Source organism: Ewingella sp. C233, from assembly GCF_055407225.1.
Genome location: NZ_JBUZRI010000004.1, coordinates 1 through 21,966 on the forward strand (window position 1 = coordinate 1; position 21,966 = coordinate 21,966).

A 21,966-nucleotide genomic window follows, 5' to 3' on the forward strand; every position below is an offset into this window, starting at 1 on the left:
GCCATCAGTCGCAGCAACAACCAGGATAGCGCCATCCATCTGAGCAGCACCGGTGATCATGTTTTTCACATAGTCGGCGTGGCCTGGGCAGTCAACGTGCGCGTAGTGACGAGCTGGGGTATCATATTCAACGTGAGAAGTGTTGATGGTGATACCACGAGCTTTTTCTTCTGGTGCGTTATCGATCTGGTCGAATGCACGAGCAGAACCGCCGTAGGTTTTAGCCAGAACGGTGGTGATTGCAGCAGTCAGGGTAGTTTTACCGTGGTCAACGTGGCCGATAGTACCAACGTTAACGTGCGGTTTGGAACGTTCAAATTTTTCTTTAGACACGGCTATATTCCTTACTCTTGTGCTCTCCCTTCAAAGAGAGAGCACGGGATCATTGTGTTAAACCAGTGGCTTATTTGCCACGAGCTTCAATAACGGCCAGGGCCACGTTATTCGGCGCATCATCGTACTTCAGGAATTCCATGGTGTAAGATGCACGGCCTTTGGTCAGAGAACGCAGTTGAGTTGCGTATCCGAACATTTCAGACAGCGGAACTTCAGCGTGAATTTGAACGCCAGTAGCGTTAGATTCCTGACCTTTCAGCTGGCCACGGCGACGGCTAAGGTCACCGATTACGTCACCAGTATTCTCTTCCGGCGTTTCTACTTCAACCTTCATAATCGGCTCAAGCAGAACAGGTTTCGCTTTCTTAAAACCATCTTTAAAGGCAATAGAAGCAGCCAGTTTAAACGCCAACTCGGAGGAGTCAACGTCGTGGTAAGAACCGAAGTGCAGACGCACACCGAGATCTACTACTGGGTAACCTGCAAGTGGACCAGACTTCAGCTGTTCCTGGATGCCTTTATCAATCGCAGAGATGAATTCACCAGGAATTACACCACCTTTGATTTCGTTGACAAACTCGTAACCTTTCGGATTCGAGCCAGGCTCCAACGGGTACATATCGATCACAACGTGACCATACTGACCACGACCACCAGACTGCTTGGCGTGTTTACCTTCGATGTCAGTAACTTTGGCACGAATCGCTTCACGGTAAGCAACCTGCGGCTTACCTACGTTCGCTTCAACGTTAAATTCACGACGCATACGGTCAACCAGGATGTCCAGGTGAAGCTCACCCATACCTGCGATGATTGTCTGACCAGATTCTTCATCCGTCCATACGCGGAATGATGGATCTTCTTTTGCCAGACGTCCCAGAGCCAGACCCATTTTTTCCTGGTCAGCTTTGGTTTTTGGTTCTACAGCAACGGAGATTACCGGCTCTGGGAATTCCATGCGCTCCAGAATGATCACATTATCCGGATCACACAGGGTATCACCAGTAGTCACGTCTTTCAGACCGATCGCTGCAGCGATATCGCCTGCACGAACTTCCTTGATCTCTTCACGCTTGTTAGCGTGCATCTGAACGATACGACCCAGACGTTCACGCTGCGATTTCACTGGGTTAAATACAGTGTCACCTGAGTTGACGAGACCGGAATAAACACGGAAGAACGTCAAGTTGCCCACGAATGGGTCAGTAGCGATTTTGAACGCCAGAGCAGAGAACGGCTCAGAATCGTCAGAATGGCGAACTGCCGGAGTGTCTTTACCGTCATCCAACAAACCGTTGATAGCTTCAACGTCAGTTGGTGCTGGCAGATACTCAACAACCGCATCCAGCATTGCCTGTACGCCTTTGTTTTTAAACGCAGAACCACAGGTAACCAGGATAATTTCGTTACGCAATACGCGCGCACGAAGTGAGGTTTTGATCTCTTCTTCAGTCAGCTCTTCGCCACCAAAGAATTTCTCCATCAGCTCATCAGAGCCTTCAGCAGCGGCTTCGACCAGTTTCTGACGCCATTCTTCAGCCAGTTCTTGCATATCAGCTGGGATCTCTTCGTATTCGAAGGTCACGCCCTGATCGGCTTCGTTCCAGTTGATTGCTTTCATCTTCACCAGGTCAACAACACCGGTGAATTTCTCTTCAGCGCCAATAGCCAGCTGCAGAGGAACCGGGTTTGCACCCAGACGTTTCTGAATTTGATCAACAACTTTCAGGAAGTTAGCACCCATACGGTCCATTTTGTTAACGAACGCGATACGAGGAACTTTATATTTGTTTGCCTGACGCCATACGGTTTCAGACTGTGGCTGAACACCACCAACTGCACAGTAAACCATTACCGCGCCATCAAGAACACGCATGGAACGTTCAACTTCGATGGTGAAGTCAACGTGCCCTGGGGTGTCGATGATGTTGATGTGGTGTGGTTCGAACTGCTTAGCCATACCAGACCAGAAACAGGTGGTCGCAGCGGACGTGATGGTAATACCACGTTCCTGCTCCTGCTCCATCCAGTCCATGGTGGCTGCGCCGTCATGAACTTCACCGATTTTATGGTTTACGCCGGTGTAGAACAGAACACGTTCGGTCGTCGTCGTTTTACCGGCGTCGATGTGCGCGCTGATACCGATGTTGCGATAGCGCTCAATGGGTGTTTTACGAGCCATTTGATTCCTCTATTACTAGGACGTTCAAGTTCAGTTAAGCCAAGCGGGTTGGCTTCTTGAAGCGCCCGCTTGGTTAGCATAACTACTGCGTAGTGATTACCAGCGGTAGTGGGCGAACGCCTTGTTGGCTTCAGCCATACGGTGAACGTCTTCACGTTTCTTAACAGCAGTACCTTTGTTCTCTGCTGCATCAGAAAGTTCGTTCGCCAGGCGAAGAGCCATGGATTTATCACCGCGTTTACGAGCAGCTTCAACGATCCAACGCATTGCCAAAGCATTACGACGAACCGGACGTACTTCAACTGGAACCTGGTAAGTTGAACCACCTACACGGCGGGACTTAACTTCGACAGTCGGACGAACGTTGTCCAGAGCGACTTCGAAAGCTTCCAGATGGCCTTTACCGCTGCGTTGAGCCAGGGTCTCAAGAGCAGTGTAGACGATTGCTTCTGCAGTAGATTTTTTACCATCTACCATCAGAATGTTTACGAATTTAGCCAGAAGTTCGGATCCGAACTTAGGATCTGGCAGAATTTTACGTTGACCAATGACGCGACGACGTGGCATGGAAATACTCCGTTGTTAATTCAGGATTGTCCAAAACTCTAAGAGTTTATTTTGACAGTAATGTGAAAATGTTTGGCCTTACTTAACGGAGAACCATTAAGACTTCGGCTTTTTAACGCCGTATTTAGAACGAGATTGCTTACGGTCTTTAACGCCTGAACAGTCCAGTGCGCCGCGGACGGTGTGGTAACGCACACCTGGCAAGTCTTTTACACGACCGCCACGGATCAGGATCACGGAGTGTTCCTGCAGGTTATGACCTTCACCGCCGATGTAGGAGGTAACTTCAAAACCGTTAGTCAAACGAACGCGGCAAACTTTACGTAATGCGGAGTTCGGTTTTTTAGGAGTGGTGGTATATACACGAGTACATACGCCACGTTTCTGCGGGCAGGCTTCCAGCGCTGGAACGTTGCTTTTAGCAACCTTCGTAGAGCGTGGTTTGCGTACCAGCTGATTAATTGTTGCCATTAAAAAGCTCCTGGATTTTGTTTCATAAACTACTTTGTAAACGCGTGATAAATCGCCCCACAATCAGCATGAGCCAATATGGGGACGCAGAATTTTAGGGCTGACCTACGAGGGTGTCAAGAAATATACAGTATTAGCGTTTATCGCCATGCCATATGCTGAGGATGTTTCTCGGTCAGCGCAACGAAACCAGTATAGTCGATTAAGGTCGTATTGTGTGAAATTTGACCAATCAACCCACGAGCCGCCAGATCCTCACTCAGTACATAAACCGGTAATCCTAGGGCGACCAGACGTTCACCAGCCTCACTGTTCCGCACTGCCGCCAGCACGCCGTCCTGTATAAGCAAAAGTGCATCCTGTGGGCCAACAAGACGAAGAAGTGCCGTTAAATCACAAGATTGCGGTGAATTAGCCAGGGTAAAAAGCATGAGTATTCCTGCATTAAAAGGTCATGACGACATCATATTCAGACAATTTTAAACGTAATTCATCTTCCGCAAGTACCTCAGCATCGAGCACCCAATTGCGCTCATCTGCCAACCCGCGGGCCTTTAATGATGCCGCACAGGCAAAGCACTGATCGATGTCATACAGGGACAAAACGCCGTACGTTGCGATGTAATTACGCGCTAAAATTTTATCTGGCTGTTGATTGGTTAACAGCTGAAATACGCCATCTGCCACGAAGAATACGCCGATATCCTCCGTTAAGGCTGATGTTGCAAGCAATGCATCCAGCCCTTCCCGTCCAGAAGACGTCCCGTGTGGCCCATGCGTAAAAATAAAAGCGACTTTCTTCATATTGGGTTCACACCTTGCCTTTAAAACTGCACCAGCCGATCACAGGTCAGCGACGCCTCTGCGAGGCTTCCGAGCCCGGTAAGCGTAAACCCAGGCTGAAGATTAGCGAATTCTGTTCCCTGATTACGTGCTTCAGCGTTGTCGATAACGCCACGACGCAAAGCAGCTGCCACGCAAATATTCAGCGCAATCGCGTTATCAGCGGCCAAACGGTGCCACGCGCGGACCAGGTCGAACTCGTCCGAGGCGGGCGCCGACAGCTGATTACCATTAAGTACGCCGTCACGGTAGAAAAAGATGCTCTCAAGCTGATGCCCACAGGCGATCAACGCCAGAGCGAACTGATAGGCGGCACTGGCTTGTTGCGTACCGTACGCAGGGCCGGTAACCAGCAGGCAATAACGCAGCTTCAACGCTCGTTCCCCACCAAATCACCGCTTTTGAACTGGCGGATATAGAGATAAACAGTGTGTTTTGAAATATTCAGCCGGTCAGCAACTTGATTAATGGCGTCTTTAATATCAAAAATACCTTTCTCATAAAGATTCAGTACCACCTGACGGTTCTTAGCGTTGTTCGACACATTACGGTCGGCATTCACCTCTTCGATAGTGAACTCCAGCGTTTGTGCAACCAGATCGTCGACTGATGAAGCAAAGTTCACCGACGGTGCCACTTCCTGTGTTTCAGGCGGCATAAAGGTTTGAATAATTTGCGAGAAAGGCACATCAAGATTCATGTTGATGCACAGCAGCCCGATAACACGCTGTTCACGATTACGAATGGCAATCGTGACAGACTTCATCAGAACGCCGCTTTTTGCGCGGGTAAAATAGGCTCTGGAGACATTACTGTCCGCACCGGTCATATCGTGCAACATGCGCAGCGCCAGATCGGTGATCGGCGAGCCGATTTTCCGTCCGGTATGTTCTCCATTAGCGATCCGAATCGCCGAGCATTTTAGATCTTCTAATGAATGCAGGACAATTTCGCAATGTTCACCAATCAGCATGGCCAGACCATCTACCACTGCCTCATAGGAAGTGAGTATTTCATGGTCAGTCTGATTGAAAGGACGTTGGTCCAGCAAATCCAGTTCGCCGGTTTCGCCAGATATAAGCGAATTAGACATCGAAGCTACCACCCTCTACATCGCATTGGCCTGACAGCAGCAATACGTATCAATCAATATCCCGGGTCCGTTACTGTAACAAGCGTACGGTTAGACGCCCCTGGGTCACGTGGAATAGTGACGTTATGCCCGACGGGCAAATGCGTCAAGTAATCATCATAGAGTAACCGCAGTAAAATGAGGGTCTGCGTGTGATTAATTCAGCAGGCAAAAAAAACCGCCGCATTAAGCGACGGTTTTATCACACCGGGCAAAAATTATTTTGCTTTAGGCGCTGCAGCTGCGGCCGCGTCATCAGCAGGCTGTTCAGCCGCTTTTGGATCCGCTTTCGGTGCTGCTTTAACATCCAGCAACTCTACGTCGAAGACCAGAGTGGAGTTAGCAGGGATCCCCGGAACGCCGGTTTTGCCGTAAGCCAGTTCTGGTGGAATGACCAGCTTGATTTTGCCGCCCTTCTTAACGTGTTTCAGGCCTTCGGTCCAGCCTGGGATAACACCGTCAAGACGGAAGGACAGTGGCTCACCGCGGGTATAAGAGTTATCAAACTCTGTACCGTCGGTCAGGGTACCTTTGTAGTTAACAACGACAGTGTCGCTGTCTTTAGGCGCTTCGCCGGTACCTGGTTTCTCAACCTGATACAGCAGACCTGATTCCGTTTTCTTCACGCCTTTGGTTTTGGCGAAATCTGCGCGGAATTTGTCGCCTTTGTCAGCGTTAGCTTTAGCGTCCTGCTCCATTTTAGCCTGAGCAGAAGCTTTCACACGGCCTTCGAAGGTTTGCAGGGTTTTTTCGATTTCCTGATCAGACAGCTTGCTCTTATTAGCAAACGCGTCCTGAACACCGGAGATCAGCTGGTCTTTATCCAGTTTGATACCCAGTTTCTCCTGTTCTTTCAGAGAATTGTCCATGTAGCGGCCAAGTGAAGCACCCAGCGCGTAAGCAGCCTGCTCGTCATCACTTTTAAACTTGGTAGTATCAGTCGCGGCCGGCGCGGCGGCGGCTGGTGCAGCAGCTGGTGTCTCAGCGGCTTTCGCTGCGTCGGCTGCCATAACCTGCGTAGCATTCAGAGCCAGTGCCATCGTGGTCGCTAACAGTGTTACTTTAAACAGTGATTTCATCCATTTCTCCAAGACCTGAAGCATATTACCTCAGGTAACAATTACGAAAATTCGTCGGTTACTATAACTGTCCCTGTTCAGACAAGACAATATCTATACTAACCAATAGCGTCTTATTCGGACCTTTTTTGATCCAATTAGTTTCGACAAGGTGCAATATTACGAAAAGTCCGACCCGTTGAGGTCAGGTAATTCTCTTTCATTGCAGGTAGAATCGCGCTTCTGACCGTCCTGTCAGTGCACTTAGAGGGAAATGCTATGGACCAGAACACATTTGAACACCGGCTGGAATTGATGGAAAGCCGCCTGGCGTTCCAGGAAGTGACCATTGATGAACTCAACACTATCGTCACATCGCATCAGTTGGAGATGAGCCGTCTGCACGACCACCTGCGTCTGCTGACCGACAAACTGCGCGCTTCGCAGCCTTCGCAGATTGCTGACCCGTCGGAAGAGACGCCACCGCCGCACTATTGATTCTAACGGCCGCACAGCGGCAGAAACAAAAAAGGCATCCCGCAGGATGCCTTTTCTTCATGACTGGCGATTAATGACAACCGCAGCCGCCGTTGCCGCCGCAACCGCCTTTTTTCACTTCGTCATGGCCGTGATCGTGATCATGGCTGTGGCCGTGGCCGCCGCAGCAACCGTCGCCATGTTCGTGATCGTGACCATGGTCGTGACCGTGCTCACCGTGAACATGGCCATGAGCCAGCTCTTCTTCAGTCGCTTCACGGATGGCTACCACTTCTACGTGGAAGTTCAGATCCTGACCTGCCAGCATGTGGTTGCCGTCAACCACAACGTGGTCGCCGTCAACTTCTGTGATTTCAACCGGAACCGGGCCCTGATCGGTGTCAGCCAGGAAGCGCATACCGACTTCCAGCTCTTCAACACCCATGAACACGTCTTTAGGAACGCGCTGCACCAGGTTTTCGTCGTAGTTGCCGTAAGCGTCATTGGCGCCAACGTGTACATCAAAAACGTCGCCAATCGCATGACCGTCCAGCGCAGTTTCCAGGCCGGAGATCAGTGAACCATGGCCATGCAGGTAATCCAACGGTGCACTCACCGGAGATTCATCAACCAACACACCGTCTTCTGTACGTACCTGATATGCCACGCTGACGACCAGGTCTTTAGATACTTTCATGATAACTCCTACCGTTGGAAACTTAATTTATTGTCTGCGAACGTTTCGGGTAACGAACGCCACTTCGTTTCAGGCTAATTCAGTGACGGCCCGTGGTCCGTATCCGGTGAACAAAAACCGGATACCTGTAGCGTGCCGAATAAATTTGGCGAAGAGTGTAGCGGAAATCCACGCCTCTGTACCGAACAGCATAAAAAAACGCGGCCAATAACGCTACTTCGGATCAAAAATACCGATAACTTGTTCTTCCGGACGCAAAGTCTTGCTGACCTGCTCATCCGTCTGACGCTTGTGCAGCCCACACTTGATGCACTCGACCACTTCGACCTGATCCTCTGTCCATAAAGCCAGCGTATCCAGCGCCTTACACTGCGGGCAAACGGCCCCTGCAATGAAACGCTTACGGGTTGTTGCCATCACTTACTCTCCAGAAAGGTTGCGTCTTGCGCCTGCATCTATAGTTGGGGCGGCAGAAACGTTTTGCAAAAAAAAATTTATCCGGTCGCAAAAAAAGCTATTCGTCGTCGTCCCAGCCATCAAGCTGACGACGTTCATTGTGCATTTCACTCTGGAAGATATCTTCCAGCTCGCGGCGCGCCTCTTTAACGCGGGAAATCTGCGCCACGTCGCCCCGGTTTTGCGGCACCAGTTCACGTAACATACGCATATCCAGACGTCGGAAATGTTGCTGCGCGCGATACGCGCTGTGCGGATGCATCCCCAGCGTTACCAGTGCCTTCTTACCCAGCTCCAGCGCACTGGAGAATGTCTCACGCGAGAAGTGCGTAACACCCGCCTGCAACAGTTCATGCGCTTCAACACGCCCGCGGGCACGCGCCAGAATATTCAGATGCGGAAAATGTTGCTGGCAAAGATGCACGATCACCATCGTATCTTCCGGTTCATTACAGGTGATGACGATAGATTTGGCCTTCTCCGCACCGGATGCCCTGAGCAACTCAAGCTCCGTCGCATCGCCGTAATAAACTTTATAACCGTAGGTGCGCATCAGACCCACTGCGCTGATATCTCGCTCCAGCACCGTAATGCGCATTTTGTTGGCCATCAGCAGGCGGCCAATCACCTGACCGAATCGCCCGAAACCGACAATAATCACCTGCGGTTCATCATCCTGCACAAAATGCTTTTCGTCGCTCTCCTCTTTGTCGTTGTAGCGGCGAACCAGAATCCGGTCCACTCCCTGCATTAACAGCGGCGTCGTCATCATCGACAGCGTCACCACCACCAGCAACAGTGAGAGCTGCGAAGAAGAGATCACTTTCTGCGCGCCAGCTGCCGAGAACAACACAAAGGCAAATTCACCGCCCTGGCTGAGCACCGCCGCAAACTGCAACCGCACCGAGGTTCGTAGACCAAATATTCTGGAAAGCGTGTACAGGACGCAACCTTTCACCGCGACCAGCACCAAAACGCCCGCCAAAACCAGCAGCACATGGGTATAAAGCACGCCCAAATTCAGCGCCATACCGACCGAAATAAAGAACAGCCCGAGCAGCAGGCCTTTAAACGGCTCGATCGCGATTTCCAGCTCGTGCTGATACTCGCTTTCCGCCAGCAAGACCCCGGCGATAAAGGTGCCAAGCGCCATCGAAAAGCCGAGCGAATCCATAAACAGCGCCGATCCGAGCACCAGCAGCAGCGCGGCGGCAGTGAAAACCTCCCGCACGCCAGAAGCCACAATCAGGCGGAAAATCGGCCGCAGCAGGAAACGCCCGCCAATCAGCATCCCGGCGAACGCCAGCACCTTGAGGCCAATCAGCGCCCAGTTATTGGTGCCCTCCGGTCCACCGGCCAGCAGCGGGATCAGTGCCAACGCAGGGATAACCGCGATGTCCTGAAACAGCAGTACCGCAAAACCCAGTTGCCCCCCTTCGTTGCGGGTCATGCTCTTGTCGCGCATCAGCTGCAAGGCCATCGCCGTCGATGACATGGCCAGACCGATACCACCAATCAGCGCGGCCTGCCATGAGAACTTTGTGAGGTACAATAAGCCGCCGAGCACCGCGGCGGTCAATATGACCTGCCCGGCACCGACGCCAAAAATTTGCCGCCGCAATTCCCACAGCTTGCCGGGGTTCAGCTCCAGCCCGATGATAAACATCAGAAACACTACGCCGAGCTCGGAGAAGTGCAGAATTTCATCTACGTCGCGAATAAAACCCAGCCCCCACGGGCCGATGGCGATACCGGCAAGCAGATAGCCGAGCACCGCGCCAATCCCCAGACGCTGCGCAATAGGCACCGCGACGACCGCCGCAAACAGAAACAACAGAATGGCCGCCGGTAAATTAGAACCGTCCATTATTTAAGCCCCCCGTGCGGAACCGGAGAGTGCAACCATTCGCCATATGCCTGCGCGTGGCTTTGCAACACGTCAGGCTTCTGCCGCCGTGCCCAGTAGATAATGATCGGCGTCATCCAATGCATATGGCACATGGCCGACGTCAGCTCGAACGGCCGCATGATGTCGCTCATAGGGTAACGGTTGTACCCCCCCGCTTTATACGCGCCTTCCGGCTCACCGGTGGTCACCACTGAGCGCCAGTACTTGCCACGCAGTGCATTGCCGCCTGCACCGCTGGCGAAACCACGGGCCAGCACGCGGTCCATCCACTCTTTCAGCAAAGCCGGGCAACTGTAGGTATAGAGCGGGTGCTGAAAGACGATCACCTTATGCTCGCGCAACAACTCCTGTTCGCGGTGGATATCGATAAAGAAATCAGGGTAATGAGCATATAAATCATGGACGGTCACATGCTCTAACTGTCGGGCGTGTTGCAATAAAACACGGTTGGCAACCGAATCGGGCGATTCCGGGTGGGCATACAGCAGCAAAACCTTGGGTGGCTGCGACATCAATACCTCCAAAGCGTCGTCAGGGTGCGGTTTTTCCGTTACCATGCTTCGCAAAGACTAAAAATAGGACGCAATACGTCTTGTTTAATATTTTGACAATTTTGGTACAAATAAGCGGTGCAGAAACCGCATAAATCATCTCGAATTTAGATGACAATTTAACATACTCTCAACACGGCGCTTTATGATTGTTTTCTCCTCATTACAAATCCGACGCGGTACCAATGTCCTGCTGGACAACGCGTCAGCGACCATTAATCCCGGCCAGAAAGTCGGTCTGGTCGGTAAAAACGGCTGTGGTAAATCCACGCTGATATCACTGCTGAAAAACGAAATGAGCGCCGATGCAGGCAACCTGACGTTTCCCAATAACTGGGCATTGGCCTGGGTTAATCAGGAAACACCTGCGCTTGACGTCCCTGCCATTGAGTATGTTATCGACGGCGACCGCGAATTTCGTCAGTTAGAATCCGAATTGCAGTCCGCCAACGATCGTGACGACGGCCACGCCATCGCCCACGTGCACGGCAAACTCGACGCCATTCAGGCCTGGACCATTCCAGCGCGTGCTGCCAGTTTACTCAGCGGCCTCGGCTTCACCCAGAATCAGTTGCAGCAGCCGGTGAAATCCTTCTCCGGCGGCTGGCGGATGCGTCTTAATCTGGCGCAGGCGCTGATTTGCCGCTCTGACCTGCTGCTGCTCGATGAACCGACCAACCACCTTGATCTGGACGCCGTGATCTGGCTGGAAAAGTGGCTGAAAAGCTATGCGGGCACGCTGGTGCTTATCTCCCATGACCGTGACTTCCTCGACCCGATTGTCGACAAAATCCTGCACATCGAACAGCAGACGCTGAACGAATACACCGGCAACTACTCGTCATTTGAACGCCAGCGTGCGACCAAACTGTCGCAGCAGCAGTCGCTGTTTGAAAGTCAGCAGGAAAAAGTGGCGCATCTGCAAAGCTATATTGACCGTTTCCGCGCGCAGGCGACCAAAGCTAAACAGGCGCAGAGCCGCATCAAGATGCTCGAGCGCATGGAGCTGATTGCCCCGGCGCACGTCGACAATCCTTTTCATTTTAGCTTCCGTTCGCCGGAAAGTTTGCCTGATCCGCTGCTGCGTATGGAAAAAGTCAGCGCCGGTTATGGCGATAACACCATTCTGGACTCCATCAAGCTCAATCTGGTACCGGGTTCGCGCATCGGTCTGCTGGGCCGTAACGGCGCGGGTAAATCGACGTTGATCAAACTGCTGGCGGGCACCATGCCGCCGTTGCAGGGCGATATTGGTCTGGCGAAGGGCGTGAAACTGGGTTACTTCGCCCAGCATCAGTTGGAATTCCTGCGGGCCGACGAATCGCCGTTACAGCATCTGACGCGCATTGCCGCCAAAGAGACAGAGCAACAGCTGCGTGACTATTTAGGCGGTTTTGGTTTCCACGGCGACAAAGTCACAGACCCGACAGAACGTTTCTCCGGTGGCGAAAAAGCCCGTCTGGTGCTGGCGTTAATCGTCTGGCAGCGCCCTAACCTGCTGCTGCTCGATGAACCGACCAACCACCTGGATCTCGATATGCGTCAGGCGCTGACCGAAGCGCTGATCGACTTCGAAGGCGCAATGGTTGTGGTCTCGCATGACCGCCACTTATTACGATCCACCACCGATGACCTCTATCTGGTTCACGGCGGTAAAGTCGAACAATTCGACGGCGATCTGGAAGATTACCAGCAATGGCTCGTGGACATTCAGCGTCAGGAGAGTCAACAGGAAGCGCCATCTAAAGATGGCGTGAACAGCGCGCAATCGCGTAAAGATCAGAAACGCCGCGAAGCCGATTTCCGTAACCAGACTCAGCCACTGCGTAAGCAGATCACCAAGCTGGAATCTCAAATGGAAAAACTGACCAAAGAGCTGACGGCTATCGAAGAGAAACTGGCCGACTCAGCGCTTTATGACATCAGCCGTAAAGCCGAACTGACCGAATGCCTGCAACAACAGATCAAAGTCAAAAGCGCGCTCGACGATACTGAAATGACCTGGCTCGATGCCCAGGAACAGCTGGAAGAGTTAGCAAAAGGGTTTGATTTAGAAGGCTAGAATCCCGTTTCCCGTACTACCACCAAACTCAGCGTGATTGTACGGGAGCGAGGCAAGGCGCCAGACACCTTGGGAGCGGAGCATACTCCAGTATGTGAGCAACCCAAGGTGACGCAGCAACGCCGCCGCAGCCCCGTACAAAAACGCGACTATCGATAGAAAGGTTTGTCGCCCAGAACCGTTGCTCTGTGCATGATGCGTCGCTGCGGCAAATAATCCGCATTGGCATAATGCTGGGTCACACGGTTATCCCAGATCGCGATGTCGTTCTCCTGCCAGCGCCAGCGCACCTGAAATTCCGGTTTGGTCACATGGCTGAACAGGAAATTCAAAATTGCCGTACTCTCTTTCTCACTCAGCCCGACAATCCGCGTGGTAAACCCCTCGTTGACGAACAGCGCCTGCCTGCCACTCACCGGATGCGTGCGGATCACCGGGTGCAACAGCGGCGGGTTCTTCTCTTTAGCTTTCAGCCACTGCTGATGCTCTTCCTCCGACTTGCGGTATTTGAACTCCTGAAACGACTTGGTGAAATCATGTTCGGCCTGCAACCCCGCCAGCAGTTGTCGAAAGGGTTCTGACAGCGCCTCATAAGCTGCAATGCCGCTGGTCCACAGCGTATCTCCGCCGGTAGAAGGCAGATGTTTTGACGCCAGTATCGCAATCGCCGGCGGCGTTTCGATAAAGGTCACGTCGGTGTGCCAGTTATCGTTGTCCGGCGGATTATTATCATGGGTATCCAGCACGATGATCTCTTCGACGTCTGGCGCATGAGGGTAAACCGGATGAATATGCAAATCGCCGAAGCGTGCTGCCAGCGCGCGCTGCTGCAACGGCGTCACCGGCTGGTTGCGCAGAAACAGCACCTGATACTTGAGCAGCGCATGGTACAACTGCTCAAATTGCGCGTCAGAGAGCGGACGGGCCAGCGAAATATTCTCAATCTGCGCACCGATATAAGGGCCTAACGGCGTGATATCCAGACGTTCATTCATTGTTGTTCTCCATGCCACGGGGTCAGTTTGCGCTGCAAGGCGCGCAGCCCGAGTTCAAGACTAAAAGCGATCAGCGCAATCACGCTGATACCGGCAATCACCACGTCAGTCGCCAGAAACTCTCCGGCGGACTGCACCATAAATCCCAGGCCGCGCGTGGCGGCAATCAGCTCTGCTGCCACCAGTGTGGACCAGCCAACGCCCAGCCCGATGCGGATACCGGTTAAAATTTCCGGCAGCGCACTCGGCAAGATGACATAGCGCAGCACCTGAAATTTGCTGGCACCCAGCGCCTGTGCCGCACGAACCCGCACCTGCGAAACACTGCGTACTCCGGCGACGGCGGAAAGTGCCACCGGTGCGAAAATCGCCAGATAAATCAGCAAAATTTTGGACGTCTCGCCAATACCAAACCAGATCACCATCAGCGGCAAATAAGCCAGCGGCGGCACGGGACGGTACAGCTCAATCAGCGGGTCCAATATTCCGCGCACCGTATCGTTCAGGCCCATCGCGATCCCAACCGGCACGCCGATAATCACCGCAGCCAGCAGCGCAATCACGATGCGCGTCAAGCTGGCGGCCAGGTGCTGCCACAGCGTGGCGTCCATAAATCCCTGCGGGCTGGCAATTACGTACAGTTGATGCAACACCTGCTGCGGTGCAGGTAAAAACAGCGGGCTGATTAACTTCAGTGCGGTCACCGCCCACCAGACAAACAACAGAACCGCCAGCGTGAGGATGCTCAGACGCACATTGCGCGGAATTCGGAGCGACCACAGGCGACGCGGCGTGGCCGTGCGCACTGTTTCTTTCAAGGTGGAATCCAGGCTCATATCAGCACCTCGCGCTGCTGGAAGACTTTACTCAGCACATATTCACGTTGGGCAATAAATTCCGGGTCAGATTTGATGGCCCGGCAGTTTTCTCCGTCGGCATAACGCTGCCCGAAATTGAGTTTCAGCCGCTCCACCACCTGCCCCGGTCCCGGGGAGAGCAGCAACAGCTCGCTGGCCAGAAACACCGCTTCTTCGATGTCATGGGTGATCAACAGAATCTGCTTGCCGGTATCGCGCCAGATCGTCAGCAATAACTCCTGCATCTGTTCGCGGGTAAAGGCATCGAGCGCGCCGAACGGCTCGTCGAGCAGCAGCAAACGCGGATCTGCTGCCAGTGCGCGGGCGATCCCCACGCGCTGGCGCATACCGCCGGAGAGCTGCCAGATGAAATGTTTTTCGTAACCCGCCAGCCCGACCTTGCTCAACATACGTTGTGCGGTGTCGCGCCTTTGGGTTTTATTCACACCCGCCAGTTGCAGGCCAAACTCCACATTGCTCTGCACGTCCCGCCACGGCAGCAGACCTTCATGCTGAAACACCACGCCGCGATCGGCTCCCGGTCCGCTGACCGGCTGGCCGTCAAGCGTGATTGAACCGCCGGACGCAGGCAGAAAACCGGCGACCAAATTGAGCAGCGTGGTTTTGCCACAGCCCGACGGGCCGAGCACCACCACCAGTTCACCACTGGCAATCTGCAATGAAATGTCTTTCAGCGCAGGTTTCCCCTGATATTCAGCCGACAGGTGCGAGACGTTTAACATAGTTGGCTCCTCAGGATTTCGGGTCAGCCTTGACGGCTTTCACGAATTCGTTGGTCACGTAGTCGCTGTAATCATCGTCAGTCTGCTGAATTTTTCCCTGCTCTTTGAGAAACGCCGCCGTGTCTTTAATCGCTTTGTTCACCGGCTGGCCGAGCTGGGTGATCTGTTCGTCCACCGGCAGATAGCGGTTACCTTTGACCAGATCAGGAATTTGCTCATCCGGCACGCCGCTCAGGCGCGACAGCGTGTCGAGGTTGCTTCTATTCTGTAGCCACTTCTCCGGCTGTTGCAGATAGTCGCCCTGCGCTTTCAGTGCGCTGCGGGCAAAGGCCGTCACAATCTCCGGATGTGCTTTGGCGAAATCTTTGCGCACGACCCAGACATCCAGCGTTGGTGAACCCCACTTGCCGACCTGAGAGGAATCCGTCAGCACCTTGCCGGTCTTCTCCAGTTCGTTGACCGCCGGTGCCCACACATAAGCGCCGTCAATATCGCCACGCGCCCAGGCTGCAGCAATGGCCGGTGGCTGAAGATTCACGATGGTGACCTGTTTCGGATTGATACCCCAATGTTTGAGCGCCGACAGCAGGCTGTAATGGGTGGTGGAAATAAACGGCACCGCAATGCGTTTACCTACCAAGTCTTTCGGATCTTTAATCTCTTTTTTCACCACCAGCGCTTCTGAACTGCCAAGCTCAGAAGCCAGCAGGAACACTTCGATGGGCAGCTTCTGACTGGCCGCCACGGCCAGCGGGCTGGAGCCGATATTACCGATCTGCACGTCGCCGGAGGCCAGCGCACGCAACACGCTGGAGCCGCTGTCAAACTTGCGCCAGTCCACCTTGGCACCGGAATCTTTGGCGAAAGTATTTTCCGCCTGCGCCACTTTGGCTGGCTCCGCAGATGTCTGATACGCCACGGTGACATCCGCCGCCTGCGCGCCAAACGCGCCCAGGCTCAGCGCCAGAGCCACGCCATGAAATTTGAAACGGGTATAAGTCTTGCTCGCCATAAAAAGTTGCTCCGCGCAGGGGAATGATGGTGGTTTGTCAGACAGTTTTAGCGGAGGCGAAAAAGGATATAAAGTAATTATAAATTATCTTTAATTACTTTATGATATATAAGGGGGAGCAAAAACGGCCTCCGATGGGAAGCCGTTGGTAACATGCGAGAAAATCAGTGCCAGATCAGCAGCACGCAGGCCGCGGTCAAAACACCCATCGCCACATTAAACGTATACCAGGCGCGGCGGGTACTGAGCAAACGGCCAATCACCGTGCCAAATCCCAGCCAGATAATGCCGGAAACCAGATTGACCATGAACATGCCGAGGCTAATGGCCGCAATGGAGTGGTTATAGCCCGCCCCAGCGAGACTAAAACTGGCGACCGCGCCCAGCCCCATCAACCAAGCTTTTGGGTTGAGGAACTGCAATAACCAGCCCTGATACCACTGCAGCGGTTTTGGTGGTGCAGCGCCGACTTCCAGCTTTTCATAGGCAGACGTGGCAATCTTCCACGCCAGCCACAACAGATACAAGCTCCCGGCAACTTTAAGGAACAAGTGCAACGCCGGATACACCATGATCAGACTGCCAACACCAAACGCCACCAGCAGCAGGATACTTTGCATCCCAAGCATGATGCCAATCATCAGCCATGTTGAACGAAAGAAACCGAAGTTAGCGCCAGACGTGGTAAGCAGCATATTGTTCGGGCCAGGCGTGATAGCCGCAACCCACAAAAAACCGAGCATCGAAAAGAATAAACTAAGTTCCATTTATTTGGGTACTCCGACCCGAAGAATGTGCGATAGGATTGAAGCTATCAGTGTGATATTGATCGCACAAGACCTGTTAACGAGAAAATTATTCATCATATGCATGAATCCTTTCACCCTCTGCGCGGAGCCAGTAATCCGCACCTGCAAACGCTGCTGCCACGGCTGGTCCGGCGACATCCGATGCTCAAACCACACTGGCAAAGACTGGACACACCCGACGGCGATTTCGTTGATCTAGCCTGGAGCGAAGACCCGGCGCTGGCGCGCCATAAACCCCGCATGGTGCTGTTTCACGGCCTGGAGGGGAATTTCTACAGCCCCTATGCCCACGGCCTGCTGCACGCCTGGCGCGAACAGGGCTGGCTTGGTGTCGTGATGCATTTTCGCGGTTGCAGCGGTGAACCCAATAAGATGCAACGCATTTACCACTCAGGCGAAACCGAAGACGCCCGCTTTTTCCTGAACTGGTTGCGGGACACTTATGGGGATGTACCGACCGGTGCCGTGGGTGTCTCACTCGGCGGCAACATGCTGGCCTGTTATCTCGGGCAGGAGGGGGAAAACTGTAAGCTCAACGCAGCCGTCGTGGTCTCGGCACCGCTGATGCTCGAGCCCTGCGCCTACCGGTTAGAACGCGGCTCTTCGCGATTTTATCAACGCTATTTGCTCGATCAGCTCAAAGGTAATGCTTCGCGAAAACTGGTGAAGTATCCCGGCACTCTGCCGGTGACGCTGGCGGAGCTGAAATCGATGCGGCGCATCCGTGATTTCGACGACGCCATTACTTCGAAAGCCCACGGTTTTACCGATGCGCTGGATTACTACCGCCGTTGCAGCGGCCTGCCGATGCTGTCGCAGGTACGCATTCCGCTACTGATTATTCACGCCAAAGACGACCCGTTTATGACACCCGACGTGATCCCGCAGTTGGCCGATTTACCGCCGGGCGTAGAGTATCAGTTAACCGAGCATGGCGGCCACGTTGGCTTCGTCTCCGGCAGCCTGCGCAATCCCACCATGTGGCTTGAACAGCGTATCCCCGCGTGGATCGCCCCCTATTTAAAGGAGCAAATTGAGTGATTATTCCCTGGAAAGAGCTGGACGCTGAGATCCTCACCAGCGTGATTGAAGCCTTTGTGCTGCGTGAAGGCACCGATTACGGCGAGCAGGAACGGACGCTGGAACGGAAAGTAGAAGATGTCAGACGCCAGTTAAAAAGTGGTGACGTGGTACTGGTGTGGTCGGAACTGCACGAAACACTGAACATCATGCCGCGCGGGCAGTTTCGTGCGGGAGAAGAAGAACGTCAGGACGACTGGAACTGAGTCCGTCAACTCTCCACTGCCTGTCACTTTTCGAATAATTATGGTAACAATAGGCGTAATTATGCACAGCGTTGACGCCACGTCTTCAACCAAAGAAAAGACCGCCGCACGTCTGCCAGCATCACCTTTACGGAGAACAGCGCATTATGTCAGCCAAACATCCCGTTATTGCGGTCACCGGTTCGAGCGGTGCAGGAACCACCACCACCAGTCTGGCGTTTCGTAAGATATTCCAACAGCTTGGCCTGCGTGCCGCCGAGCTGGAAGGCGACAGCTTCCATCACTTTACCCGCCCTGAAATGGACGCAGCGATCCGCAAAGCCCGTGACCTCGGTCGCCATATCAGCTATTTCGGGCCAGAAGCCAATGACTTCGGTTTACTGGAACAGAGCTTCAAAGAGTACGGTAAAAACGGCAGCGGCCGCTCACGCAAATATCTGCATACTTATGACGAAGCCGTGCCTTACAACCAGGTACCCGGCACCTTTACACCGTGGCAGGCGTTGCCGGAACCGACCGACGTTTTATTCTATGAAGGGCTGCACGGCGGCGTAGTGGCGGACAAAATTGACGTCGCCGCGCAGGTGGATTTGCTGGTCGGCGTGGTACCCATTGTTAACCTGGAGTGGATCCAGAAACTGGTGCGTGATACCGGTGAGCGCGGGCATTCGCGTGAAGCGGTGATGGATTCCGTGGTGCGCTCGATGGACGACTACATCAACTACATCACGCCGCAATTCTCCCGCACGCATATCAACTTCCAGCGCGTGCCGACGGTGGATACCTCCAACCCCTTCGCCGCTAAAGCCATTCCGTCACTGGACGAAAGTTTCGTGGTGATTCATTTCCGTGGCATTGATGATATTGATTTCCCTTACTTGCTGGCGATGTTGCAGGGCTCATTTATCTCGCACATCAATACGTTAGTGGTGCCAGGAGGGAAAATGGGGCTGGCGATGGAGCTGATCATGGCGCCGCTAGTGCAGCGCCTGATCGAAGGGAAGAAAATTGAGTGACCGCCTTACGCGGCGTTCATCAACAATTGGCGGATAAATCCGACGTGGAGTCTGACGCCAATCTGTAGAACCTCTTCGTCGAGCTTAAAGCGCGGGTGATGCACGCCATAGGTCGCACCGATGGCTTCATTACCACTGCCGATAAACAGGAAGCAGCCGGGGACTTTCTGCTGATAAGAAGAGAAATCCTCGCCACCAAACATCGGCTGGGCAATCTCCTTCAGTGCCTGCTGGCCGAGAGTATCTCCGATTACCTGCCGCGCAATCACGCAGGCATCCGGATGGTTGTCCCCATTGACATAACCGCGCGTCCAGCGGATCTCATGCGTTGCACCATATGCGGAGGTGATCCCCGCCACCGTTTGCTCCATCAGCTTCGGCACCTGCTCACGCACCACATTGTTATGGGTACGCAGCGTGCCCGCCAGCCTTACGCGCTCCGGGATCACGTTGTAGCTTTCGCCCGTCTGGAAAGTGGCGATAGTCAGCACTGGTACCAGCAGCGGGTCCAGCCTGCGCGACACCACATTTTGCAGCGACGTCACCACTTCAGCCCCAATCACGACCGGATCGATACACAGATGCGGCATTGAGCCGTGGCCGCCTTTACCGTGGATCACGATATCGAAATTATCGGTTGAAGCGCAGAAAACCCCCTCTTTCAGACCGACGTCGCCGGTCGGGAAGTTCGGCAGGACGTGCAGACCGAAAATTTTCTCCACGTTATCCAGCACGCCTAAATCCACCAACTCCTGCGCACCGCCCGGCGGCAGCTCTTCGGCATGCTGGAAGATAAAACGTACCGAACCGTGCAAATCAGCCTGACACTGGCTCAGTACCCAGGCCGCACCTAATAACATTGCGGCGTGCGCATCATGCCCACAGGCGTGCATCACCCCCGGCACCGTCGAGCAGAAGGGCTCGTCGGTTTCTTCCTGAATCGGCAACGCGTCAATATCTGCCCGCAGCGCATAGGTCGGGCCAGGATGTGCGCCCTGTAAATCTGCCACCACGCTGTTTGGCGTAAGGCGCGTTAATTTAAGAGGGCCGAAGGTTGCCAGCTCACCGGCGATATAATCGGCCGTCGCCTGCTCCTGAAAAGAGAGCTCAGGATGGGCATGAATGTGTCTGCGCCAGCCGATAACTTTCTGTTTAACGTCGCTCAGTAAGGTTTCAAAACACACTGTCATGATCATGTCCTCAGTCATATTCCGTTAAGCCGCATCACGCAGCAGCGCCTGGGAGCGACGGGCCAGCGGCAGGATCACCAGACCCGATACCACCATGGCCATCGCCAGAAAAATAAAGGTCGAAAAATAGCTTTGCGTCACGGTGATCAAATACCCCATCGCGATCGGTGCCACAAAGCCGCCTAACGTGCCGCCGGTGTTAATAATGCCCATCGCTGCGCCCATCACGTCCGTGGGCAGACGTTTCATCGGCAGGGTAAACACCGTCACAAAAGAAGCCATCAGGAAAATATACCCGAGGAATAAGAACAACCCTGCGGTCAGGGCCGACGTTGTGGTGTAGACCATCCAGATACAAAGTGCGCTCAGCATTGAGCTGCAAAACACCACTTTCGGCTCTTTGCCCTGCATATAGCGCCCCACCAGCCAGCCGGTTACAAGTGAAGAGATCCAGATCCCCAGACCGCCGGTCGCAACCACCAGCCCCGAGGTATCCAGCGACATACCACGCTGCTGCACCAGATATTTCGGCAACCACGCCATCAGGCCGTAGGAAGGAATGTTGATACAGAAAATAGAAACAAACAGCAGCAGCACAATCGGATTTCTCAACAATGCACGGTAACTGCTACTGGCCGACGCCGATTTCGGGGTAAGTGCCTGCGGGGGTTTTGGCACAAAAATCACGATACACAGGGCGATAACAAACGCCATAATTCCCAGCACCGAGAACGAGCCGCGCCAGCCAAGGGAATCCAGACTGTAGACCGCAATCAGCGGTCCGGCGGTCATCGCCAGACCGGCCGAAGAGAGCAAAATAGATTGCGCGAACGTGCGCTGCTCAAGGGGGAAGTTCGCCACCACCGCTTTCGCGCAGGACGTGGGATATCCCGAATGGCCGACGCCGGCCAGAAAGCGGAAAGCCACCAGCAGACCGAATCCGAACCCCAGCAAACCAAAGCACAGCGCGAAACCGCCGAGCATAAATAGCGACAGGATCAGCACCTTTTTGAACCCGACCCGATCGTTGAGCCAACCGGCAGGGATCTGAAACAGGGAGTAGGCGAGGAAAAACACACCGGTAATGTAGCCAAGTTGCTCAGGTTTAAGATTAAATTCTTTTTCTATTGGCAACAGCGCAAAGCCAATGACGGTTTTATCGATATAAACCACCGCGTAACCGACGAACAGCAAAAAAATCATCAGGGAACGACTTTTCATAGCGGATATCCCTTTCTGTTATCACCCGTTCAGTTTTATCCACTGCCGGACGAAGGCCAAAGTGCGACGCACATCACTTATTTGTTTAATTACAAA

At 53.6% G+C, this 21,966-nt stretch carries 25 protein-coding genes; 5 read left to right on the forward strand and 20 right to left on the reverse strand.

Translation table 11 applies throughout. From position 1 onward, the window contains the following. The 9 genes from ACZRKO_RS17605 to fkpA form a co-directional block, all read right to left on the reverse strand. Positions 1-333 (reverse strand): GTP-binding protein (locus tag ACZRKO_RS17605; RefSeq protein WP_463738539.1); only part of this gene is annotated, 333 nt, incomplete at its 3' end. A 70-nt stretch (positions 334-403) separates the two neighbouring features. After that, positions 404-2,518: an elongation factor G gene (gene fusA, locus ACZRKO_RS17610; RefSeq protein ID WP_463738540.1), complete on the reverse strand. Its 2,115-nt coding sequence runs from the start codon at positions 2,516-2,518 to the stop codon at positions 404-406. A gap of 96 nt (positions 2,519-2,614) precedes the next feature. Continuing rightward, positions 2,615-3,085, reverse strand: a complete 471-nt coding sequence (rpsG, locus tag ACZRKO_RS17615; protein ID WP_005969574.1) for a 30S ribosomal protein S7 — start codon at positions 3,083-3,085, stop codon at positions 2,615-2,617. A 96-nt stretch (positions 3,086-3,181) separates the two neighbouring features. Beyond that, positions 3,182-3,556 carry a 30S ribosomal protein S12 gene (gene rpsL, locus ACZRKO_RS17620; RefSeq protein WP_013573668.1) on the reverse strand — a complete coding sequence of 125 codons (375 nt, stop codon included), beginning with the start codon at positions 3,554-3,556 and terminating at the stop codon, positions 3,182-3,184. A gap of 140 nt (positions 3,557-3,696) precedes the next feature. Beyond that, entirely contained in the window at positions 3,697-3,987 is a 291-nt protein-coding gene (gene tusB, locus ACZRKO_RS17625) for a sulfurtransferase complex subunit TusB (protein ID WP_463738541.1), read from the reverse strand. A 13-nt stretch (positions 3,988-4,000) separates the two neighbouring features. Continuing rightward, positions 4,001-4,360, reverse strand: coding sequence for a sulfurtransferase complex subunit TusC (tusC, locus tag ACZRKO_RS17630; protein ID WP_463738542.1), 360 nt, complete (start codon positions 4,358-4,360; stop codon positions 4,001-4,003). 20 nt (positions 4,361-4,380) lie between these two features. Then, positions 4,381-4,773, reverse strand: a complete 393-nt coding sequence (tusD, locus tag ACZRKO_RS17635; protein WP_463738543.1) for a sulfurtransferase complex subunit TusD — start codon at positions 4,771-4,773, stop codon at positions 4,381-4,383. Next, positions 4,770-5,492: a helix-turn-helix transcriptional regulator gene (locus tag ACZRKO_RS17640; RefSeq protein ID WP_463738544.1), complete on the reverse strand. Its 723-nt coding sequence runs from the start codon at positions 5,490-5,492 to the stop codon at positions 4,770-4,772. Before ACZRKO_RS17640 ends, tusD begins: the two co-directional genes overlap by 4 nt. Before the next feature lie 257 nt (positions 5,493-5,749). Next, entirely contained in the window at positions 5,750-6,610 is an 861-nt protein-coding gene (gene fkpA / locus ACZRKO_RS17645; RefSeq protein WP_463738545.1) for an FKBP-type peptidyl-prolyl cis-trans isomerase, read from the reverse strand. A 258-nt stretch (positions 6,611-6,868) separates the two neighbouring features. Here fkpA and ACZRKO_RS17650 point away from each other — a divergent pair, with 258 nt between their 5' ends. Then, complete coding sequence (locus ACZRKO_RS17650; protein ID WP_463738546.1) at positions 6,869-7,087, forward strand: protein SlyX; 219 nt, start codon at positions 6,869-6,871, stop codon at positions 7,085-7,087. Positions 7,088-7,157: 70 nt separating this feature from the next. Here ACZRKO_RS17650 and slyD read toward each other — a convergent pair whose 3' ends face one another. From slyD to kefG, 4 genes are all read right to left on the reverse strand, one after another. Further along, positions 7,158-7,763, reverse strand: coding sequence for a peptidylprolyl isomerase (slyD, locus tag ACZRKO_RS17655; protein WP_463738547.1), 606 nt, complete (start codon positions 7,761-7,763; stop codon positions 7,158-7,160). 213 nt (positions 7,764-7,976) lie between these two features. Further along, entirely contained in the window at positions 7,977-8,180 is a 204-nt protein-coding gene (locus ACZRKO_RS17660; protein ID WP_140474107.1) for a YheV family putative zinc ribbon protein, read from the reverse strand. A 97-nt stretch (positions 8,181-8,277) separates the two neighbouring features. Beyond that, complete coding sequence (gene kefB / locus ACZRKO_RS17665; protein WP_463738548.1) at positions 8,278-10,086, reverse strand: glutathione-regulated potassium-efflux system protein KefB; 1,809 nt, start codon at positions 10,084-10,086, stop codon at positions 8,278-8,280. Then, the gene (gene kefG, locus ACZRKO_RS17670; protein ID WP_463738549.1) at positions 10,086-10,640 is read right to left on the reverse strand and encodes a glutathione-regulated potassium-efflux system ancillary protein KefG; all 555 of its coding nucleotides are present in this window, start codon (positions 10,638-10,640) and stop codon (positions 10,086-10,088) included. Before kefG ends, kefB begins: the two co-directional genes overlap by 1 nt. Before the next feature lie 184 nt (positions 10,641-10,824). Between kefG and ACZRKO_RS17675 the strand changes: the two genes are divergently transcribed. Then, positions 10,825-12,741 (forward strand): ABC transporter ATP-binding protein, encoded by a 1,917-nt coding sequence (locus ACZRKO_RS17675; RefSeq protein ID WP_463738550.1) that lies wholly within the window; start codon positions 10,825-10,827, stop codon positions 12,739-12,741. Between the two features lie 149 nt (positions 12,742-12,890). On the opposite strand, the gene tauD is transcribed toward ACZRKO_RS17675, so the two are convergent. The 5 genes from tauD to ACZRKO_RS17700 all read right to left on the reverse strand — a co-directional run bounded on the left by tauD (position 12,891) and on the right by ACZRKO_RS17700 (position 17,115). Further along, positions 12,891-13,736 carry a taurine dioxygenase gene (tauD, locus tag ACZRKO_RS17680; RefSeq protein ID WP_463738551.1) on the reverse strand — a complete coding sequence of 282 codons (846 nt, stop codon included), beginning with the start codon at positions 13,734-13,736 and terminating at the stop codon, positions 12,891-12,893. Further along, positions 13,733-14,572 (reverse strand): taurine ABC transporter permease TauC, encoded by an 840-nt coding sequence (gene tauC, locus ACZRKO_RS17685; RefSeq protein WP_463738552.1) that lies wholly within the window; start codon positions 14,570-14,572, stop codon positions 13,733-13,735. The genes tauD and tauC overlap by 4 nt, the downstream gene beginning before the upstream one ends. Next, a complete protein-coding gene (gene tauB, locus ACZRKO_RS17690) occupies positions 14,569-15,336 on the reverse strand; it encodes a taurine ABC transporter ATP-binding subunit (RefSeq protein ID WP_463738553.1) in 768 nt (255 codons plus the stop codon). Before tauB ends, tauC begins: the two co-directional genes overlap by 4 nt. Positions 15,337-15,346: 10 nt before the next feature. Beyond that, complete coding sequence (gene tauA / locus ACZRKO_RS17695) at positions 15,347-16,348, reverse strand: taurine ABC transporter substrate-binding protein (RefSeq protein WP_463738554.1); 1,002 nt, start codon at positions 16,346-16,348, stop codon at positions 15,347-15,349. Between the two features lie 164 nt (positions 16,349-16,512). Then, entirely contained in the window at positions 16,513-17,115 is a 603-nt protein-coding gene (locus ACZRKO_RS17700) for a LysE family translocator (RefSeq protein ID WP_463738555.1), read from the reverse strand. Between the two features lie 99 nt (positions 17,116-17,214). Between ACZRKO_RS17700 and ACZRKO_RS17705 the strand changes: the two genes are divergently transcribed. The 3 genes from ACZRKO_RS17705 (at position 17,215) to ACZRKO_RS17715 (ending at position 19,459) form a co-directional block, all read left to right on the forward strand. Further along, the gene (locus ACZRKO_RS17705; RefSeq protein ID WP_463738556.1) at positions 17,215-18,198 is read left to right on the forward strand and encodes a hydrolase; all 984 of its coding nucleotides are present in this window, start codon (positions 17,215-17,217) and stop codon (positions 18,196-18,198) included. Further along, a complete protein-coding gene (locus tag ACZRKO_RS17710; protein ID WP_463738557.1) occupies positions 18,195-18,443 on the forward strand; it encodes a YheU family protein in 249 nt (82 codons plus the stop codon). Before ACZRKO_RS17705 ends, ACZRKO_RS17710 begins: the two co-directional genes overlap by 4 nt. Positions 18,444-18,589: 146 nt before the next feature. Next, positions 18,590-19,459, forward strand: a complete 870-nt coding sequence (locus ACZRKO_RS17715) for a phosphoribulokinase (RefSeq protein ID WP_463738558.1) — start codon at positions 18,590-18,592, stop codon at positions 19,457-19,459. Between the two features lie 5 nt (positions 19,460-19,464). Here ACZRKO_RS17715 and ACZRKO_RS17720 read toward each other — a convergent pair whose 3' ends face one another. Then, entirely contained in the window at positions 19,465-20,649 is a 1,185-nt protein-coding gene (locus tag ACZRKO_RS17720) for an amidohydrolase (RefSeq protein WP_463738559.1), read from the reverse strand. A gap of 24 nt (positions 20,650-20,673) precedes the next feature. Next, positions 20,674-21,870: an MFS transporter gene (locus tag ACZRKO_RS17725; RefSeq protein ID WP_463738560.1), complete on the reverse strand. Its 1,197-nt coding sequence runs from the start codon at positions 21,868-21,870 to the stop codon at positions 20,674-20,676. Positions 21,871-21,966 lie beyond the last annotated feature (96 nt).

Coding starts and splice junctions, on each gene's coding strand:
- ACZRKO_RS17675 (WP_463738550.1), top strand. CDS start 10,825: ATGATTGTTTTCTCCTCATTACAAATCCGACGCGGTACCAATGTCCTG.
- fkpA (WP_463738545.1), bottom strand. CDS start 6,610: ATGAAATCACTGTTTAAAGTAACACTGTTAGCGACCACGATGGCACTG.
- ACZRKO_RS17715 (WP_463738558.1), top strand. CDS start 18,590: ATGTCAGCCAAACATCCCGTTATTGCGGTCACCGGTTCGAGCGGTGCA.
- tauA (WP_463738554.1), bottom strand. CDS start 16,348: ATGGCGAGCAAGACTTATACCCGTTTCAAATTTCATGGCGTGGCTCTG.
- rpsG (WP_005969574.1), bottom strand. CDS start 3,085: ATGCCACGTCGTCGCGTCATTGGTCAACGTAAAATTCTGCCAGATCCT.
- ACZRKO_RS17700 (WP_463738555.1), bottom strand. CDS start 17,115: ATGGAACTTAGTTTATTCTTTTCGATGCTCGGTTTTTTGTGGGTTGCG.
- rpsL (WP_013573668.1), bottom strand. CDS start 3,556: ATGGCAACAATTAATCAGCTGGTACGCAAACCACGCTCTACGAAGGTT.
- slyD (WP_463738547.1), bottom strand. CDS start 7,763: ATGAAAGTATCTAAAGACCTGGTCGTCAGCGTGGCATATCAGGTACGT.
- ACZRKO_RS17705 (WP_463738556.1), top strand. CDS start 17,215: ATGCATGAATCCTTTCACCCTCTGCGCGGAGCCAGTAATCCGCACCTG.
- tusB (WP_463738541.1), bottom strand. CDS start 3,987: ATGCTTTTTACCCTGGCTAATTCACCGCAATCTTGTGATTTAACGGCA.
- ACZRKO_RS17640 (WP_463738544.1), bottom strand. CDS start 5,492: ATGTCTAATTCGCTTATATCTGGCGAAACCGGCGAACTGGATTTGCTG.
- tauB (WP_463738553.1), bottom strand. CDS start 15,336: ATGTTAAACGTCTCGCACCTGTCGGCTGAATATCAGGGGAAACCTGCG.
- ACZRKO_RS17650 (WP_463738546.1), top strand. CDS start 6,869: ATGGACCAGAACACATTTGAACACCGGCTGGAATTGATGGAAAGCCGC.
- kefG (WP_463738549.1), bottom strand. CDS start 10,640: ATGTCGCAGCCACCCAAGGTTTTGCTGCTGTATGCCCACCCGGAATCG.
- tusC (WP_463738542.1), bottom strand. CDS start 4,360: ATGAAGAAAGTCGCTTTTATTTTTACGCATGGGCCACACGGGACGTCT.
- tauD (WP_463738551.1), bottom strand. CDS start 13,736: ATGAATGAACGTCTGGATATCACGCCGTTAGGCCCTTATATCGGTGCG.
- fusA (WP_463738540.1), bottom strand. CDS start 2,518: ATGGCTCGTAAAACACCCATTGAGCGCTATCGCAACATCGGTATCAGC.
- ACZRKO_RS17720 (WP_463738559.1), bottom strand. CDS start 20,649: ATGACAGTGTGTTTTGAAACCTTACTGAGCGACGTTAAACAGAAAGTT.
- kefB (WP_463738548.1), bottom strand. CDS start 10,086: ATGGACGGTTCTAATTTACCGGCGGCCATTCTGTTGTTTCTGTTTGCG.
- tauC (WP_463738552.1), bottom strand. CDS start 14,572: ATGAGCCTGGATTCCACCTTGAAAGAAACAGTGCGCACGGCCACGCCG.
- ACZRKO_RS17725 (WP_463738560.1), bottom strand. CDS start 21,870: ATGAAAAGTCGTTCCCTGATGATTTTTTTGCTGTTCGTCGGTTACGCG.
- ACZRKO_RS17660 (WP_140474107.1), bottom strand. CDS start 8,180: ATGGCAACAACCCGTAAGCGTTTCATTGCAGGGGCCGTTTGCCCGCAG.